This is a genomic window from Xenorhabdus sp. TS4 (assembly GCF_014467265.1).
Lineage (GTDB): Bacteria > Pseudomonadota > Gammaproteobacteria > Enterobacterales > Enterobacteriaceae > Xenorhabdus > Xenorhabdus ehlersii.
Genome location: NZ_NKHQ01000014.1, coordinates 56,443 through 71,589, shown reverse-complemented (window position 1 = coordinate 71,589; position 15,147 = coordinate 56,443). Strand labels below are relative to the sequence as shown.

Annotated in this window: 17 protein-coding genes and 1 tRNA gene; 7 read left to right on the top strand and 11 right to left on the bottom strand. The window is 43.3% G+C overall.

Annotated features, from left to right (window positions below; all coding sequences use genetic code 11):
- Positions 1-53: 53 nt before the first annotated feature.
- The 7 genes from Xets_RS24615 to ppiB all read right to left on the bottom strand — a co-directional run bounded on the left by Xets_RS24615 (position 54) and on the right by ppiB (position 5,512).
- Positions 54-386, bottom strand: coding sequence for a hypothetical protein (locus Xets_RS24615; RefSeq protein WP_255430584.1), 333 nt, complete (start codon positions 384-386; stop codon positions 54-56).
- A 10-nt stretch (positions 387-396) separates the two neighbouring features.
- Positions 397-660 carry an LLM class flavin-dependent oxidoreductase gene (locus Xets_RS24610; RefSeq protein ID WP_244208662.1) on the bottom strand — a complete coding sequence of 88 codons (264 nt, stop codon included), beginning with the start codon at positions 658-660 and terminating at the stop codon, positions 397-399.
- Between the two features lie 179 nt (positions 661-839).
- Positions 840-2,099 (bottom strand): CynX/NimT family MFS transporter, encoded by a 1,260-nt coding sequence (locus tag Xets_RS08975; RefSeq protein ID WP_187651472.1) that lies wholly within the window; start codon positions 2,097-2,099, stop codon positions 840-842.
- 405 nt (positions 2,100-2,504) lie between these two features.
- Complete coding sequence (gene purK / locus Xets_RS08965; RefSeq protein WP_187651471.1) at positions 2,505-3,578, bottom strand: 5-(carboxyamino)imidazole ribonucleotide synthase; 1,074 nt, start codon at positions 3,576-3,578, stop codon at positions 2,505-2,507.
- Positions 3,575-4,099 carry a 5-(carboxyamino)imidazole ribonucleotide mutase gene (gene purE / locus Xets_RS08960; RefSeq protein ID WP_255430585.1) on the bottom strand — a complete coding sequence of 175 codons (525 nt, stop codon included), beginning with the start codon at positions 4,097-4,099 and terminating at the stop codon, positions 3,575-3,577. The genes purK and purE overlap by 4 nt, the downstream gene beginning before the upstream one ends.
- Before the next feature lie 178 nt (positions 4,100-4,277).
- Complete coding sequence (lpxH, locus tag Xets_RS08955) at positions 4,278-5,000, bottom strand: UDP-2,3-diacylglucosamine diphosphatase (protein ID WP_187651469.1); 723 nt, start codon at positions 4,998-5,000, stop codon at positions 4,278-4,280.
- A gap of 17 nt (positions 5,001-5,017) precedes the next feature.
- The gene (gene ppiB, locus Xets_RS08950) at positions 5,018-5,512 is read right to left on the bottom strand and encodes a peptidylprolyl isomerase B (RefSeq protein WP_099132531.1); all 495 of its coding nucleotides are present in this window, start codon (positions 5,510-5,512) and stop codon (positions 5,018-5,020) included.
- Positions 5,513-5,784: 272 nt separating this feature from the next.
- On the opposite strand from ppiB, the gene cysS reads away from it, so the two are divergent.
- Positions 5,785-7,167 (top strand): cysteine--tRNA ligase, encoded by a 1,383-nt coding sequence (cysS, locus tag Xets_RS08945; RefSeq protein ID WP_187651468.1) that lies wholly within the window; start codon positions 5,785-5,787, stop codon positions 7,165-7,167.
- 136 nt (positions 7,168-7,303) lie between these two features.
- On the opposite strand, the gene sra is transcribed toward cysS, so the two are convergent.
- The 3 genes from sra to folD all read right to left on the bottom strand — a co-directional run bounded on the left by sra (position 7,304) and on the right by folD (position 9,043).
- On the bottom strand, positions 7,304-7,540 hold the full coding sequence (sra, locus tag Xets_RS08940; RefSeq protein ID WP_099132533.1) for a stationary-phase-induced ribosome-associated protein: 237 nt from the start codon (positions 7,538-7,540) through the stop codon (positions 7,304-7,306).
- A gap of 415 nt (positions 7,541-7,955) precedes the next feature.
- Positions 7,956-8,168: a ribosome-associated protein YbcJ gene (ybcJ, locus tag Xets_RS08935; RefSeq protein WP_099132534.1), complete on the bottom strand. Its 213-nt coding sequence runs from the start codon at positions 8,166-8,168 to the stop codon at positions 7,956-7,958.
- The gene (gene folD / locus Xets_RS08930; RefSeq protein ID WP_099132535.1) at positions 8,168-9,043 is read right to left on the bottom strand and encodes a bifunctional methylenetetrahydrofolate dehydrogenase/methenyltetrahydrofolate cyclohydrolase FolD; all 876 of its coding nucleotides are present in this window, start codon (positions 9,041-9,043) and stop codon (positions 8,168-8,170) included. Before folD ends, ybcJ begins: the two co-directional genes overlap by 1 nt.
- A gap of 230 nt (positions 9,044-9,273) precedes the next feature.
- On the opposite strand from folD, the gene Xets_RS08925 reads away from it, so the two are divergent.
- The 3 genes from Xets_RS08925 to Xets_RS08915 all read left to right on the top strand — a co-directional run bounded on the left by Xets_RS08925 (position 9,274) and on the right by Xets_RS08915 (position 11,162).
- Positions 9,274-9,350: transfer RNA gene (locus Xets_RS08925), tRNA-Arg, on the top strand.
- A gap of 164 nt (positions 9,351-9,514) precedes the next feature.
- Complete coding sequence (locus Xets_RS08920) at positions 9,515-10,729, top strand: integrase arm-type DNA-binding domain-containing protein (RefSeq protein ID WP_187651467.1); 1,215 nt, start codon at positions 9,515-9,517, stop codon at positions 10,727-10,729.
- 220 nt (positions 10,730-10,949) lie between these two features.
- Positions 10,950-11,162: an AlpA family transcriptional regulator gene (locus tag Xets_RS08915; protein WP_187651466.1), complete on the top strand. Its 213-nt coding sequence runs from the start codon at positions 10,950-10,952 to the stop codon at positions 11,160-11,162.
- Between the two features lie 266 nt (positions 11,163-11,428).
- On the opposite strand, the gene Xets_RS08910 is transcribed toward Xets_RS08915, so the two are convergent.
- A complete protein-coding gene (locus tag Xets_RS08910; RefSeq protein WP_187651465.1) occupies positions 11,429-11,611 on the bottom strand; it encodes a YlcI/YnfO family protein in 183 nt (60 codons plus the stop codon).
- A 190-nt stretch (positions 11,612-11,801) separates the two neighbouring features.
- Here Xets_RS08910 and Xets_RS08905 point away from each other — a divergent pair, with 190 nt between their 5' ends.
- Genes Xets_RS08905 through Xets_RS08895 form a run of 3 tightly spaced genes read left to right on the top strand, consistent with a single transcriptional unit; the run spans position 11,802 to position 14,810 of the window.
- Positions 11,802-11,996, top strand: coding sequence for a hypothetical protein (locus Xets_RS08905; RefSeq protein WP_187651464.1), 195 nt, complete (start codon positions 11,802-11,804; stop codon positions 11,994-11,996).
- Positions 11,986-12,393 carry a hypothetical protein gene (locus Xets_RS08900; protein ID WP_187651463.1) on the top strand — a complete coding sequence of 136 codons (408 nt, stop codon included), beginning with the start codon at positions 11,986-11,988 and terminating at the stop codon, positions 12,391-12,393. Before Xets_RS08905 ends, Xets_RS08900 begins: the two co-directional genes overlap by 11 nt.
- 2 nt (positions 12,394-12,395) lie before the next feature.
- Entirely contained in the window at positions 12,396-14,810 is a 2,415-nt protein-coding gene (locus Xets_RS08895) for a primase-like DNA-binding domain-containing protein (protein WP_187651462.1), read from the top strand.
- The last annotated feature ends 337 nt before the right edge of the window (positions 14,811-15,147 follow it).

Genomic DNA, 15,147 nt, shown 5'->3' with positions numbered 1-15,147 from the left:
AAACCTCGTTGGTTTAAGCGAGGTTTATCAGCGATCTATTTGACCAGATATTATCAGGCAAATTCTTCTTTTAACTTGGGCAGTATCCGATCGCCAAAAATCTTTAACCCTGTTATGTAATCGGGGAAAATCAACATAACGCCATCCAACTCACAAGTACGCATTAAACCTGTTAGTTGCTTGTAGCAGGTATCTGGCGTACCGATGGCAGTATGAGTCATAAAGGCGTTTTGGGAGCCTTCTACCATCGCATTGCTTTTTCCATCCGTATTGACGCCAAAACTATGCATCATATTTTTGACAGCTTCCACATCCAAGCCCTGGCGATAGAACTGTGCGAGGGTTTCAGCATAGGCATCTGTTTCAGCGTAAATGACAGTACACATGCAGAATGTTTTAGTTGACGCACACTGAAACGTAGCCCTTGTTCGGATTGGCAGGCACAAACGAGATTTGTTCAAATTCGTCTCGGAATGAACCGGAAACAATATTCAGCCTCGCACGTCCCTGACTAATGTGATCCAGCGTGGCGATCATTTTGGTCGTAACCGCCGGATTATGCAGCCCGGCATGAACAGTTGCGATTAATTTTGCGCGGTGGGTCACTTCGGCAATCCCCGCCAAACCCGCACCATTTTCCCATGGACATAATGAAATCAAGGCCAATCTGGTCGGCCAAAATAGCAGCCTCTCGGTTCTGTTTATAAGACGCATCCAGTGGTGGTATGTTTTTGGAGATGATCCACCCACCTTTGGCGATGGGCAGAAATACATCGAACGCTTTCTTTGACATCACTATTTCCTTGTTTGTACGTTATTTCAGTTCATTTTTACCTTATTCAGTAGATTGGGTGTTTTCTCATTTTATGAGCAGGTGGTTTCATCATTAATGTTACGACAAGAACAACAAATACAGGAATGGCAATAATCAGGAATGCAGAGGTAAAACTGCCTGAATAATCTTTGATGGCACCCGCAAAAAAAGGCGCCAGACAAGCCAAGGTAGATATCAGGTTCATGATAGAAAACAGTTCCAAATAAGGCTTGCGGCCAAAATAGTTAGCCAGCAATACACTGGATGCAAGGAAGGTCATGCCATATCCCATTCCGACACACAGCGTGAACGCAATCAAGAACGGCCATGACGAGGCGATACTCAGTGCAATCAAGCCAAGGATAATAATAAACAGGCTGATAATCAGTAACTTTTTGGGTTCTACCCACTCTCCCACTGCACCGCCGGCTAATCTGGAAAATGCATTGATAAAAGCCATTGTGCTCAGTAATCCAGCGGCGATAGCTTCGCTGAAACCATTTTCGATAATATGAGCAACCGCAAAACTGTTGACGGTAATGCCACACCATAAAAATGCGGTGTAAGTTGCAGCAATCACATAAAACTGCCATGTCCGTAGTGCTTGACGTGCGGTCCAATGTTGCTTGGTACGATAAATGCTGGGAGTATCCTGATTGTTATGTTTCTGGTTTACGGCCTTGGCGTGGGCGATTTCCCGTTTACCTTCCTGAAGAATAATAATCGTCAGGATAACGAAGATGGAGAGGATAATGGCGGAAATCATCCAATGCATTCGCCATGTTCCCCAAATACGGGTCGCCAGAAAGTAGATCCACGGGCCAATTACCCCACCTAGTCCACCTATCGTGAAATAGAAACCAAAAGCAAGGGCCTGTTTCTCATATAGCCGTGAAATCACATAAGTGCCTGGTACTGTTGCCAAAAAAGTAAAACCGATACCAATTAAAGCCGTACCAATAAAGTACGATGAAATAGCGTATGTGTGATAAAGATTGTAGAAACCTGCCAGAAAAATCAGCAGGCCAATAGACAGGGTAAAACGAACGCCAACTTTACGGATAAATACTGTTGGCAGAAAACTGGATAGCCCGCAAGTCAGGCCAAGCAGTGTGAACCCCAAACCTGCATTTGTCCAACTCCAGCCCAGTTCATTAATCATACTCGGCAGGACAACACCCAATGATGTAAAGGTTGTTGCTGTGGATAAAAAATAGACCATGCCTAAAAGTATCAGCAAAAACCACTGATAAGTACGCCCAAATTTGTCGTGTTGAATAGACATTGTGACTCCATCAAGGATGTAAACGATTAAAAGCAGCACTATTTTATGTGTTTATTAGAAAAAGCTGTATCGAATAAACATGCATAAAGAAAATGGCGGGCACAATCTTTATGGGCATATAGAGGGTATGGCAGAAGTAGCAGAGTTTACTGCAACCGGTGAAACTGGATGAAGAAAATAAGACAATTGCTTTAAACCTGATCCCGGAAACATTAAGAATGACCAATCTCAGCAAGATTAAGGTCGGTGATTTCCTCAATGACGAGATAGATCAAACGACAAGAACCATTGTGGACACATTATCCCGAACGCTGTCAAGAATGCGATAATCTCTAACAGGAATGGGAAGTGGTAGTTGATTTTAATCATTACCACTGCCCAGAGTTGGTTATCAAAAATAACCGATCAGCTTAATTTCTCTTGTGCCCACTTAAGGCTGCTTTGATATTCTGTTGGTAATAATGAAGCTAACGTTTGCAATGTCGTTTTCAAGGCTTCTTTATCCGCATGAGTCACATTTAAGTGACCTACCTTACGTGCAGGACGAACTTCTTTTTCATACCAATGTAAACGAACCAGCGGCAAACTTAGCCATGCGGGATTTACCCCCGTGCCGATCAAATTGATCATGACGGATGGTGCAAAGATTTCTGGTTGTGGCATAGGAAGATTCAAGATCGCCCGCAAGTGAAGTTCAAACTGGCTGATGGAAGCGCCGTTTTGCGTCCAGTGACCGCTATTGTGAACCCGCGGAGCCAATTCATTGATCAACAAATTATTGCCAACAATAAAACACTCCATCGCCATAACACCAACATAGTTCAGGTGATCCATGATGGTGGATAACATCTGCTCTGCTTGCTGTTGAAATGGCTTATCGGCACCATTATCAGGCAAAGCAACACTGGTGCGTAAAATACCTTCCTGATGCAAATTATGAGTTAGCGTATAGAATACTGATTCACCTTTGGCATTACGGGCTCCAACCAGCGAGACTTCCCCCGAAAATGGAATGCCCTGTTCTACAATACATTCACCGTAAATTTCAGATGGAAGAGTCGTTTCATCACCCGGCCGGATACGCCATTGACCACGTCCGTCATAGCCCCCAGTCCGTCGCTTAACAATGATAAAATCCCCTAATTCCGCAAATAGTTGTGGCCATTGTTCGGGAGAGGAAAGTAATTTCCATGGCGCAGTTGCCAGGCTCAACGTCTCCATGAGCTGCTTTTGTGGCAAGCGATCCGCCAGTTGCGGAAAAATATCGCGATTGATAAAAGCCTGATGATGAGCCAGTTCGCGGGTTAATGCGGTTTCGGGCCAACGTTCAATTTCTGCGGTGATCACGCTGCTTTGGTAAGGCACTGCCTCCGGTTCAGCATCCAACCCAACAGGATAGACAGCGATCCCCAAAGGTTCACCGGCTTGACGCAGCATTCTGCCTAACTGACCATTTCCCAATACACAAACGGACTTCATGCATCCTCCCGTGGATCTGGGTTATCCAAAACAGCCTGGGTTTGTGCGCTGCGCCAATCTGATAAACGTTGAAACAGTGCACTATCATGCAACGCTAGCACCTGGGCCGCCAGCAATGCGGCATTTGCTGCTCCTGCCTTGCCGATAGCCAGTGTACCAACAGGAATGCCCTTTGGCATTTGGACGATAGAATACAGGCTATCAACACCACTAAGCGCCGCGCTTTGTACAGGCACCCCAAACACAGGCACTAAGGTTTTGGCTGCCAACATCCCCGGTAGATGTGCTGCTCCACCTGCACCAGCGATAATGACATCAAAACCATTTTCTTTCGCCTGTTCTGCAAAACGAAAAAGTTTATCTGGTGTTCGGTGTGCCGAAACAATTTCAACATGAAAAGGAATAGCGAGATCGGTCAGGATATCGGCCGCATGTTGCATTGTTGCCCTGTCGCTTTTAGAACCCATGATAATGGCGATTTTAGCGTGGTTTTGGGGTTCTATTTCTGTTGGAAAAGTCATTGTCGGAGTAATAGCTATTGTGGGATCAGAGCTGGACGTCATAAATCAGATGCTCCTGTATTGGGTATCTACCAGAACAAAGATGAAATTTCAGATGGCGGATCATATCACGCTAATTGCATAAGGAAAACGTTTGCGTCGTTTGATCTGTCGATTTTTACAAAATAAGTAAAGGAGCTTAGAAGGGAAAGGATATCAACTCAATAGCCGTTTCTGTAACTTTGAACATCGAACCTTGGTCATGCCATGCTCCTAATACACCACGATGCACGGTTTTATCGCCAAACTGAATATCGTGTATTGCGGGGCGGTGAGTATGCCCGTGAATTATCCAATCTGCCTGATATTTTTTAAAATGTTCGATAACAGCCTCTTGATTGACATCCATAATAGATGTGGATTTTTGGCTGTTAGCATATTGGCTACCCGCTCGCATTTTAGCGGCAATTTTCAAGCGGATAAATAAAGGGAGAAACAGGAATAGCCGTTGTATCCACGGAGTATGCACTCGCTTACGATATTGCTGATAGTTGATATCATCGGTGCATAGTGTATCGCCATGCAAAATCAAAATACGTTTACCATACAACTCCAGCACTTTTTCCTGTGGTAGCAGAATCAAGCCGCTCTCTCTGGCAAAATGGGAACCGAGCAAGAAATCACGATTGCCATGAATGAAATAACAGGGAATACCTTGTTGTTTCAATCCATTAAGTGCCTGGGCGATTTTAGTATGCAATGGGTTGGGATCATCATCACCAATCCAGTAATCAAAAAAATCACCGAGGATATAAAGACTTTCAGCGTGGATTGCATCCTCACGTAAAAAACGCAGAAAACCGGCAGTAATTGCCGGCTCTTGTTCACTGAGATGCAAGTCTGCAATAAACAGTGTATTCATGTAGCGTTTAACAGCAATTATTCGCCAACAGTAACACGTTCAATGATCACATCTTCATGTGGTACATCTTGGTGCATACCGCTGCGACCAGTGGAAACACCTTTAATTTTATCAATCACGTCCATACCTTCAACAACTTCGGCAAATACGCAGTAACCCCATCCATCTGGACGCTCTGAACGGAAGTTCAGGAAATCGTTATCTACAACGTTAATGAAGAACTGGGCAGTTGCAGAGTGCGGATCATTGGTGCGTGCCATAGCGATAGTGCCACGGCTGTTTTTCAGGCCATTGTTGGCTTCGTTTTTGACAGGAGCCTTAGTTGTTTTCTGCTTCATGCCTGGTTCAAAGCCACCGCCTTGAATCATGAATCCATTGATAACACGGTGAAAAATTGTGTTGTCATAAAAACCTTCCGAGCAGTAACTCAGGAAGTTTTCAACAGTTGCAGGTGCTTTATCAGCGAAGGTTTTGATTACGATATCGCCAAAGTTGGTGTGGAAAGTCACCATAATAAAAATCCTAGTAATAGTTTTGATTGACCCTGTATTTAGGGGATTCGGAACAATCGCTGTTATATCATATCTCAGATTTTGAGTCAGTACTCTGGGACGTATCAATACAACGCGGTTTACGGCACTTGCAAAGCATTGCATATCAAGGTGAAATATCTCATCTGGCTTCTCTATATTCTCGTTTATTTATCTTGCTGATAAAGAAGCCTATAATCAGCCAATTCATTTGATTTTATTACACGTACATTAATTTTTACGGAAACCCACTGATGCTAAAAATTTTCAACACTCTCAGCCGTCAAAAAGAAGAATTTAAGCCGATTCACGAAGGAAAAGTGGGCATGTACGTGTGTGGCATTACCATTTATGACTTGTGTCATATCGGTCATGGCAGAACATTTGTGGCATTTGATGCGATTGCCCGTTACCTGCGTTATCTGGGATATGATCTGACATATGTCCGTAACGTCACAGACGTGGATGATAAAATTATTAAACGCGCCATCGAAAATAACGAAAGTTGTGACGATTTGACCGCACGCATGTTGGCAGAAATGCACAGAGATTTTGATGCATTGAATATTCTGCGTCCTGATTTAGAGCCTCGTGCAACGCAACATATCCCAGAAATCATTGCAATCACGGAAGAGCTGATTAAGCGCGGGCACGCTTATGTTGCTGCTAATGGTGACGTTATGTTCTCCATTGACACCAATTCTAATTATGGCCTGCTTTCCCGCCAGGATTTGGAACAATTGCAGGCTGGCGCCCGTGTTGAAGTGGCAGATGTAAAACGTAACCCGATGGATTTTGTATTATGGAAAATGTCCAAACCGGGTGAGCCGAGTTGGGAATCTCCGTGGGGAGCAGGCCGTCCGGGTTGGCATATTGAATGTTCCGCCATGAACGGTAAGACGCTGGGTCACCACTTTGATATCCACGGTGGCGGTTCTGATTTGATGTTCCCGCACCATGAAAATGAGATTGCTCAATCCACTTGTGCCCATGATGGTCCTTACGTCAATTATTGGATGCATTCCGGCATGGTTATGGTGGATAAAGAGAAGATGTCCAAATCATTGAATAACTTCTTTACCATCCGTGATGTGCTGGCGTATTACGATGCTGAGACCGTGCGTTATTTCTTGCTGTCAGGCCACTATCGCAGCCAGTTGAATTATACGGAAGAGAACCTGAAACAGGCGCGCACTTCCCTTGAACGTCTGTATACCTCCCTGCGTGGTACAGATAAATCTGCCCAACCTGCTGGTGGAGAAGCATTTGAAGCCCGTTTCGTTGAAGCAATGAACGATGATTTCAACACACCGGAAGCGTATTCAGCCTTATTTGATATGGCGCGTGAGCTGAATCGTCTGAAGACAGAAGACATGACCATAGCTAATGGTCTGGCGGCAAGACTACGTAAATTGGCAGGTATTCTTGGCCTTTTGGAACAAGATCCAGAACACTTTTTGCAAGGCGGAGCACAGACTGATGGCGATGTTGCCCGAATCGAAGCATTAATCAAACAGCGTAACGATGCTCGTAAAAACAAAGAATGGGCATTGGCTGATGCGGCGCGTGACCAGTTAAATGACATGGGAATTGAGCTGGAAGATGGCCCACAAGGAACAACATGGCGCCGTAAATAATCGATTTTTGATTTATTGAACACCAGAACCGCCCCTTAGATGGGCGGTTCAGTTTTTAATATCTTTGCACTTTCATAGCAAGATTTTTTAGTTGTAGTGCTTGTTATATAAATGAGCGGAATAAAAACCGACAAATTTATTGATAACGACTTAAGTGCTTAGGATAGAAAGCGTTTCCAGCGTGATACGTGATTTTTCCAGAAACTGCATCCCGTTTCATGGCAACAAAAGAAGAATTACTCAGATGCTCTGGTATTTGATGTGTGCTATCACTGGAAGCAGGATTAAGAAGAGAAATTTTTACTCTACGTTTAGAATTACTTAATTTATAAGACAAACCCAACAACCTTCTTGCAGCTCTATTACTTAACATAATTAACTCCGTTTCAGTTGTACATAAGCTTCCCAGTATAGCGACTTATTAGAAAATTGATATGATTGTTTGTCAATATATTGTCAATTTCACATATCTTGCGAACTAAGATCAGATAACTCTGTAACCAGAAAAATGATATTATGGTGCTTATTTTTATCTGCTTGTACTATGGGACTCTTGGGGATCTTTATATTAGAATCAGTTGTAAATCATGATGGTAAGGATAACTGCCAATAATATTGGCCTTATTATTGACATTATATTGTCTAATATTTATATATCACCTTATTCTGGTTTATATAAATCAGTGATAAAAAATAATAAAATTATATTTATGAAATAAAAGACAATACCTTAATACACAAGGTACTGTCTTTCTGAAAAGTATTAGTGGTAATGTTTACCTACTGATTTATTCTTCAACGCGAACAGATTCGCCATTAAAGGCAACAACTTTCCCGGCAGTAATTTTGCAGCGTTTGCGAGTTTCGAGTTGGCTATCAACTTGTACCAAACCTTCTGCAATCACGGATTTCGCCGTAGCACCACTCTCACACCATCCTTGAAATTTCAGCAAATCACATAACTCGACATAAGGGTGGCCATCTAAATAAAAAATTTCCATCAATAACCTTCAGTTGTATCTACATCATGATATTCCTCGCAAGCTTGCAAGGTATTTTGAATCAATGTTGCAACGGTCATCGGTCCGACACCACCAGGCACAGGGGAGATCCAACTGGCGCGTTCTGACGCCTTATCGAAATCCACATCACCGATGACTTTGCCATTTTCCAGTCGATTAATGCCAACATCAACTACAATTGCACCCGGCTTAATCCATTCACCAGGAATAAAGTTTGGCTTACCAACAGCAACGACCAATAAATCTGCCTGCTCAACATGCTGACGTAAGTTTTTGGTAAAGCGATGCGTTACTGTAGTTGTACAGCCTGCCAACAGCAATTCAAGGCTCATCGGGCGCCCAACGATATTAGAAGCGCCAATAATAACTGCATTTAGCCCATAGGTATTGATATTGCAGCGTTCAAGCAGGGTTACAATTCCACGGGGAGTACAAGGGCGCAGTTTCGGGGCGCGCTGGCACAGACGACCGATATTATAAGGGTGGAAACCATCCACATCCTTATCGGGATGAATGCGTTCCAGTACTTTGACATTATCAATGCCGGCAGGTAAAGGGAGTTGAACTAAAATACCATCGATTTGCGTATCGGTGTTCAGATCATCTATCAGGGAGAGTAATTCAGCTTCGCTGGTAGTATCAGGTAGGTCATAAGAACGGGACATAAACCCGACCTCTTCACAGGCGCGGCGTTTGCTGGCGACATAAATTTGAGAAGCAGGGTTTTCTCCCACTAAAACGACGGCAAGACCTGGCGCTCGTTTTCCGGCGGCAACACGCTGCCTGACTTTTTCTGCAACTTCGTTTCTGATTGTCTGCGCAATCGTTTTCCCATCAATAATTTTTGCTGACATGTATTTAAGATTCCACTATCAAGTATAGGAATAGGGACTATTTTGTCAGAACATGAACCGCCTGTCAGTTTTATTAATAATCATAAAATGAACATATGAGCGAAAAGGGCATTGACTCATTCCATTATGCCCGTATAATCCGGTGCTGCATTAAGGCATTAAGGCATTAAGGCATTAAGGCATTAAGGCATTAAGGCATTAATAATGTTTCTTATTCTATATACCATAATGCGCCCTTAGCTCAGCTGGATAGAGCAACGGCCTTCTAAGCCGTAGGTCACAGGTTCGAATCCTGTAGGGCGTACCATCCATTCATATCGTAACGTCCTCCGAAGTCTACAAAACTCCAGTAAATACGCAGTATTAGCCTTTTTCCGTTCTCCTAAGTCTAGTAAGGTATGTTGAAATCTACAGATCTCTGGGGGCATAATAGGGGGCATTGTTAGGTTCAATCAAAATGGATGCCCCCAAATGAAGTTAACAGCCAGACAGATAGACACCGCAAAGCCCAAAGACAAAACGTACAAACTCTCCGATGGTGGGAGCATGTACTTAGAAATTTTCCCGAATGGTTCCAAATGTTGGCGGTTAAAATATCGCTTTGCAGGTAAAGAGAAGCGATTGGCATTTGGTACTTATCCCACCGTAACGTTGGCAGAGGCCAGAAACAAAAGGGAAGACGCCAAAAAGATATTGGCAAATGGCGATGATCCGGGGCAAGTTAAAAAGCAGGAAAAAAGAGAAAAGGCTCTCATCGTAAATAACAGCTTTGACAAAATCGCCCTTGAGTGGCACGCTTACAAGGCTCCCAACTGGTCAAAGGGTTACGCAGAAGACCTTTTAGAAGGCTTCACAAAAGATATTTTCCCTTATATTGGCAAGCAAGCTATCACCGATATCAAACCTTTAGACATGCTCACCGTTTTGCGCAAAATGGAACAGCGCGGCGTTCTTGATAAGTTGAAAAAAATCAGGCAGGCATGTAACCAAGTTTTCAGATACGCAATTGTCACAGGAAGAGCAGAATATAATCCTGCTGCTGAACTGGCTGGAGCATTAGCAACACCGAAAGCCAAACATTTCCCGCATTTGAATGTTGATGAATTACCCGCGTTCCTACAGGCACTTTCCCTCTATAGCGGAAGTAAGATTACTCAAATCGCGACCAAATTACTTTTACTTACCGGATTAAGAACAATAGAACTGCGAGCCTCTACTTGGGCAGAAATTGATTTCGATAAAGCAATTTGGGAAATCCCACAAGAACACATGAAAATGCGTCGGCCTCATATTGTCCCTCTTTCTGAGCAGGCTCTGGCTTTGCTGAGAGAGTTGGAGGCGATCACAGGCAGATTTAACTTTGCTTTTCATGGCAGGAATGATGCAGGTAAGCCAATGAGTGAGGCCGCCATTAATCAGGTTCTTAAACGTATTGGTTATGGTGGAAAAGCCACAGGTCATGGATTCCGCCACACCATGAGCACTATCTTACATGAACAGGGCTATAACACTGCTTGGATTGAAACACAGCTTGCTCATGTTGATAAAAACAGCATACGAGGAACTTATAATCATGCCCAATATCTGGATGGTCGTCGGGAAATGCTGCAATGGTATGCGGATTATATGGAAGCGCTCGAATTAGGAGAGAATGTGATACATGGAAAATTTAAAAAGCGTGCCTAACCGAATCAATATAAAATAATTATTTTTGTTATTTAATATATAACTATTTATGGTTTTTGTAATCATAAATAGTTATTTTGTGGTCTACAAAACATTGGATTCTTTGTATGAAACAAAGCACTATCCCAGTGTGATGATCTCACATTATAAATTCTGTTTAATCATCCCTGTTCTAACAACGTCCAGAAGCATCAAATATAGACAAGCTAACGGGGAAAATATGTCAACAATTACTATACCTAAAGAAAATCTTATTCGCTTGCCAGAAGTTCAACGTAGAACTGGTTACAGCAAAGCGTGGCTTTATAAACTTATTGGAGAAAATAAATTTCCCAAACAAGTTAAAATTGGTTCTCGCTCAATTGCTTTTATTGAATCAGAAGTTGATAGCTGGATAGCTAAACGCATTGCCGAATCTCGTGGTGAAATGTAATAAAGAAATATTACTGGCTGATAAGCAGAGAAAACATATTCTCTCATCATGAATAAAAAACAGCAAATAAAAAAGATGATAAATAAAAACATGGCTAATAACCGTGATAGTATTTTATATATAAAAAATCAGGTATGCGATATTTTTATTAATTATATTGCTGTTGATTGGATTGAAAAAGAAAAGGATAACACTGCGAATGTTATCCTTAATTTATTCTCTTTTAAAGAAATAGTTAACTACTGGATTTATTATCGATTAATTAGCTATTGCTCAGATGAAGCTTTAGCTTTGCGCTGGCGGCGTTTGATCTCAGCTTTGACAGAGGTAACGATAAACTGTGCTTTGTTTTCGCCTTCTGCAATATATTTTTCCATTTCTTCTACAACTTCATGTGGAAATCTTGCGTTTAATTGTTGTGACTTAGAATTCTTAGAACCTGTTGCCATTGCTGAACTCCTTATATATAGGTGCGATTCAGTATACACAAAAGGAATTATAAAAAAAGGATTGAAGTGCGATTCAATTACAAGTAAAGTGAATCGCACCTTGAGTGATTCAAGGCAGAAAAGACAACGCCCCGAAGTGCTTGGAACCACTATCGAGGCGTCTAACCACAACGTAAAGGAGATTTACGCTATGGCTGACACACAGTCTAACCAAACTCGCCTAAAATATACATTCCTAATTGCATCCGGCACTCAGTGGCTGGTGGATCTTTACCCGTTACGCTTGATTATCGTTCTGGCAAGCAGTGAAAATGAAGCTCGTCTATTGGCTGACATGTCCTCTTTGATCTTCGCATTACGTCAGGGGGCATACCATGAGTCATAAACCTATCTCACTGAAACAGGCGTTATATCGTGCAGGTCTGGGTATTTCACTTTTCACGTTCATTACCAAAAAAGCCAAAGGTGAGTGCGAAATCAATTTAAATAATCTGATTGCATTGGCGCACGGCATTCATCAGGAAGTTCACCGCGCCCTGTTGAAACATGCTCCGCAGCCACCGATGAATAAATTATTAAATTGCATGGTATACAGAAAATCCGATCCGTTAGGTCAGGCTTCATTTCGTGCGGGATTATGTACCTCTTTATATGAGGTCATTCTTGAACAGGCAAGCCAACACTGTTCGGAAGAGTTACACGATTTGCTGTCGCTAGCCTGTGATATTAATCAGGAAGTTTACTATTCGCTCTATGCAGCGGTTAATGGCGAGGACGAGTGATCATGAGTCAGGGAAATAATAATCAGAAAAGCCGCCCGTTAGATATTATCCGAACAGTGAAAAAATCAGCCATCAACCACTGGCAAAGCCTGTTACCTGCTTGTGGCGTTGATGTTCCCGCAAAGGGTAAGCACGGTGCTTGTCCGATATGTGGTGGCACTGATCGTTTCCACTTTATCGACGATAACCATCATGGCGACTGGCATTGTCGCCAGTGTGATGAGCCGAATCACGGTGATGGGTTGGATTTGGTGGCAAGAACCAAAGGGATCACCGTCTTTGCAGCGGCTAAGCTGGTGGCGGATGTGCTGGCAATGCCTTTGCCGGAACCCAAGATCGCCAAAGAACAATCTAGAGCAGCAAAACCTATTGCTGAACGCATCATGGCACTGGTTGCCACCGCTGTTAAGGGCGAATCTCAATATCTGCTGAAAAAGGGGCTGCAATGCCCCAATCAGCGGTTATTAAAAGATGGTTCGTTGCTGCTGGTGACTCAAACGCTGGACGGCACAATCACGGGCGCACAAACCATCAAGCCGAACGGTGAAAAACGCCTTGTTGCAGGTACGCAGAAGAAAGGCAGTTTTATCCCCATATCCAAAATTACCGGAACGCCGGACATTTTCATTATCACCGAAGGTTACGCCACCGCTTTAACGGTCAGGCAGTTACATAAAGGCGTTGTGCTGGCGGCGATTGATGAAAGTAATTTACTCACGGTTGCCGAACAGGTCAGAACCCAGTGGCCAGATGCGAAAATTATTCTTGCTGCTGATAACGATTGGCACGAACCGGAAGAGCGGGACAAAAATGGTAGGTTAAAAAAGAACGTCGGTAAGATAGCGGCAGAAAAGGCCGCTATAGCGATTAATGGATGGGTCACACTACCGCCTACGGCATTGAAATCTGACTGGGACGATTATCGCCAGCGCCACGGCATTGAGGTAGCAAAACAGGCATTCAGCAACGGGTTATATCAGGTGGGAGAGAAAAAACTCATGGAAGCAGAAGCGGTGATTATCCACGAAACGAAGCCCAAAAAAGCCAATAACAATCTGGCACAAATGGCAGCCAGTCAGCGCGGAGCACTATTGGTTGAGCGGTACGGCAAAGTGGCGGTTAACCCTGATAGCGAAATGGTCTACCACTATAACGGTGCAACATGGGAAATCGTATCGGATAATGAGCTGCGCCGCGCAATGGTGGCAATTTTTGACCAGCACGAAACCCCTTACAGCCCGAACGGGATCAATAACGCTATCTATGCCATGAAATTACAAGTGCCGGTTATTGGGGAACAACGGCAGGATTTAATCGGGTTCAGTAATGGTGTGTATGATTTATCGACTCAACAGTTTACCCCGCACCAGCCGGAACACTGGCTAATGAACCATAACAGTATCGAATTCACTCCGCCTGCTATCGGCGAAAACTTGCCGGATCATGCTCCTGACTTCTATCGCTGGTTATCCCATGCGGCGGGAAGCAATGAAAACAAGATGAACCGTATTAAAGCCGCTCTGTTTATGATCCTGGCAAACCGTTATGACTGGCAGCTATTTATTGAAGTGACGGGCGAAGGTGGCAGCGGCAAAAGTATCTTTACGTATATCGCCACTTTATTGGCAGGGGAGCACAATACCGCCAGTGGCAATATGAGAGCACTGGATGAGGCGAGAGGCCGTTATCAGTTTGTCGGGAAAAGCCTGATTACGCTGCCCGATCAGGTTAAATATGTCGGTGAAGGGGCAGGCATCAAGGCCATTACAGGTGGGGACCTGATTGAAGTTGACGGAAAATACGAGAAGCAATTTTCTACCATCATCAAAGCCGTGGTGTTAGCCACCAATAACGAACCCATGAGTTTTACAGAGCGCAATGGCGGCATTGCACGGCGGCGGGTGATATTCTCGTTTAACATTCCTGTCAAAGAGTCAGAAAAAGATCCACACTTACCGGAGAAAATCAGTCGGGAACTGCCCATTATTATCCGCCATTTATTAAACGAATTTGCCGACCAGAACGAGGCTAAAAAGCTGCTACAGGCGCAACGCGATTCTAACGAGGCGTTAACGGTAAAAAGCAATTCCGATCCGTTGTATCGCTTTTGCGGTTATCTGGTCGCTGTCAATGATGCAACTGGGATGAAGATGGGCACTAAGAATATCAGCCCACGGGCACCGAGAATGTATTTATATCATGCTTATCTTTCTTTTATGGAAGCACACGGCTTTGAACGCCCGCTCACACTGACCAAGTTCGGCGAATCTCTCCCCAAAATTATGCTGGAATACAAAAAGGAGTATCAGAAAGTACGAACCAAGAAAGGTTACTCTTATAACGTTGAGTTGTCGGAAGAAGCCGAAGAGTGGTTGCCGTCTGTGCCTGAATGCCGGGATTTTAAATCCCCACTATAAACTTTTTGGTCTTAAGTCTGCATTCCCTGCATAATTTTAAATATCTGTCTGTATTTAAAGGAAAATAATAGATGTATAGTTATTTCTTAGCTATATATCAAATATACATTCTCTTCATTAGTGTAAAAAAAGGGGGTGAACAGAGGGTACAGTGAATGAATATTATATTAATTACCGTAAATCCAGATGTAGCAAGGCTTTCAGAGGATTGCGCACAGGGTGCATAACTGAGAGGATGAAAAAGATTTATAGGGGGTATCTCTGGCAGGCAAATAAAAGCCGGATGAGTCTGGGATAATAAATTTAGTGCATAATTTTTTTATTATGGTATGACTGA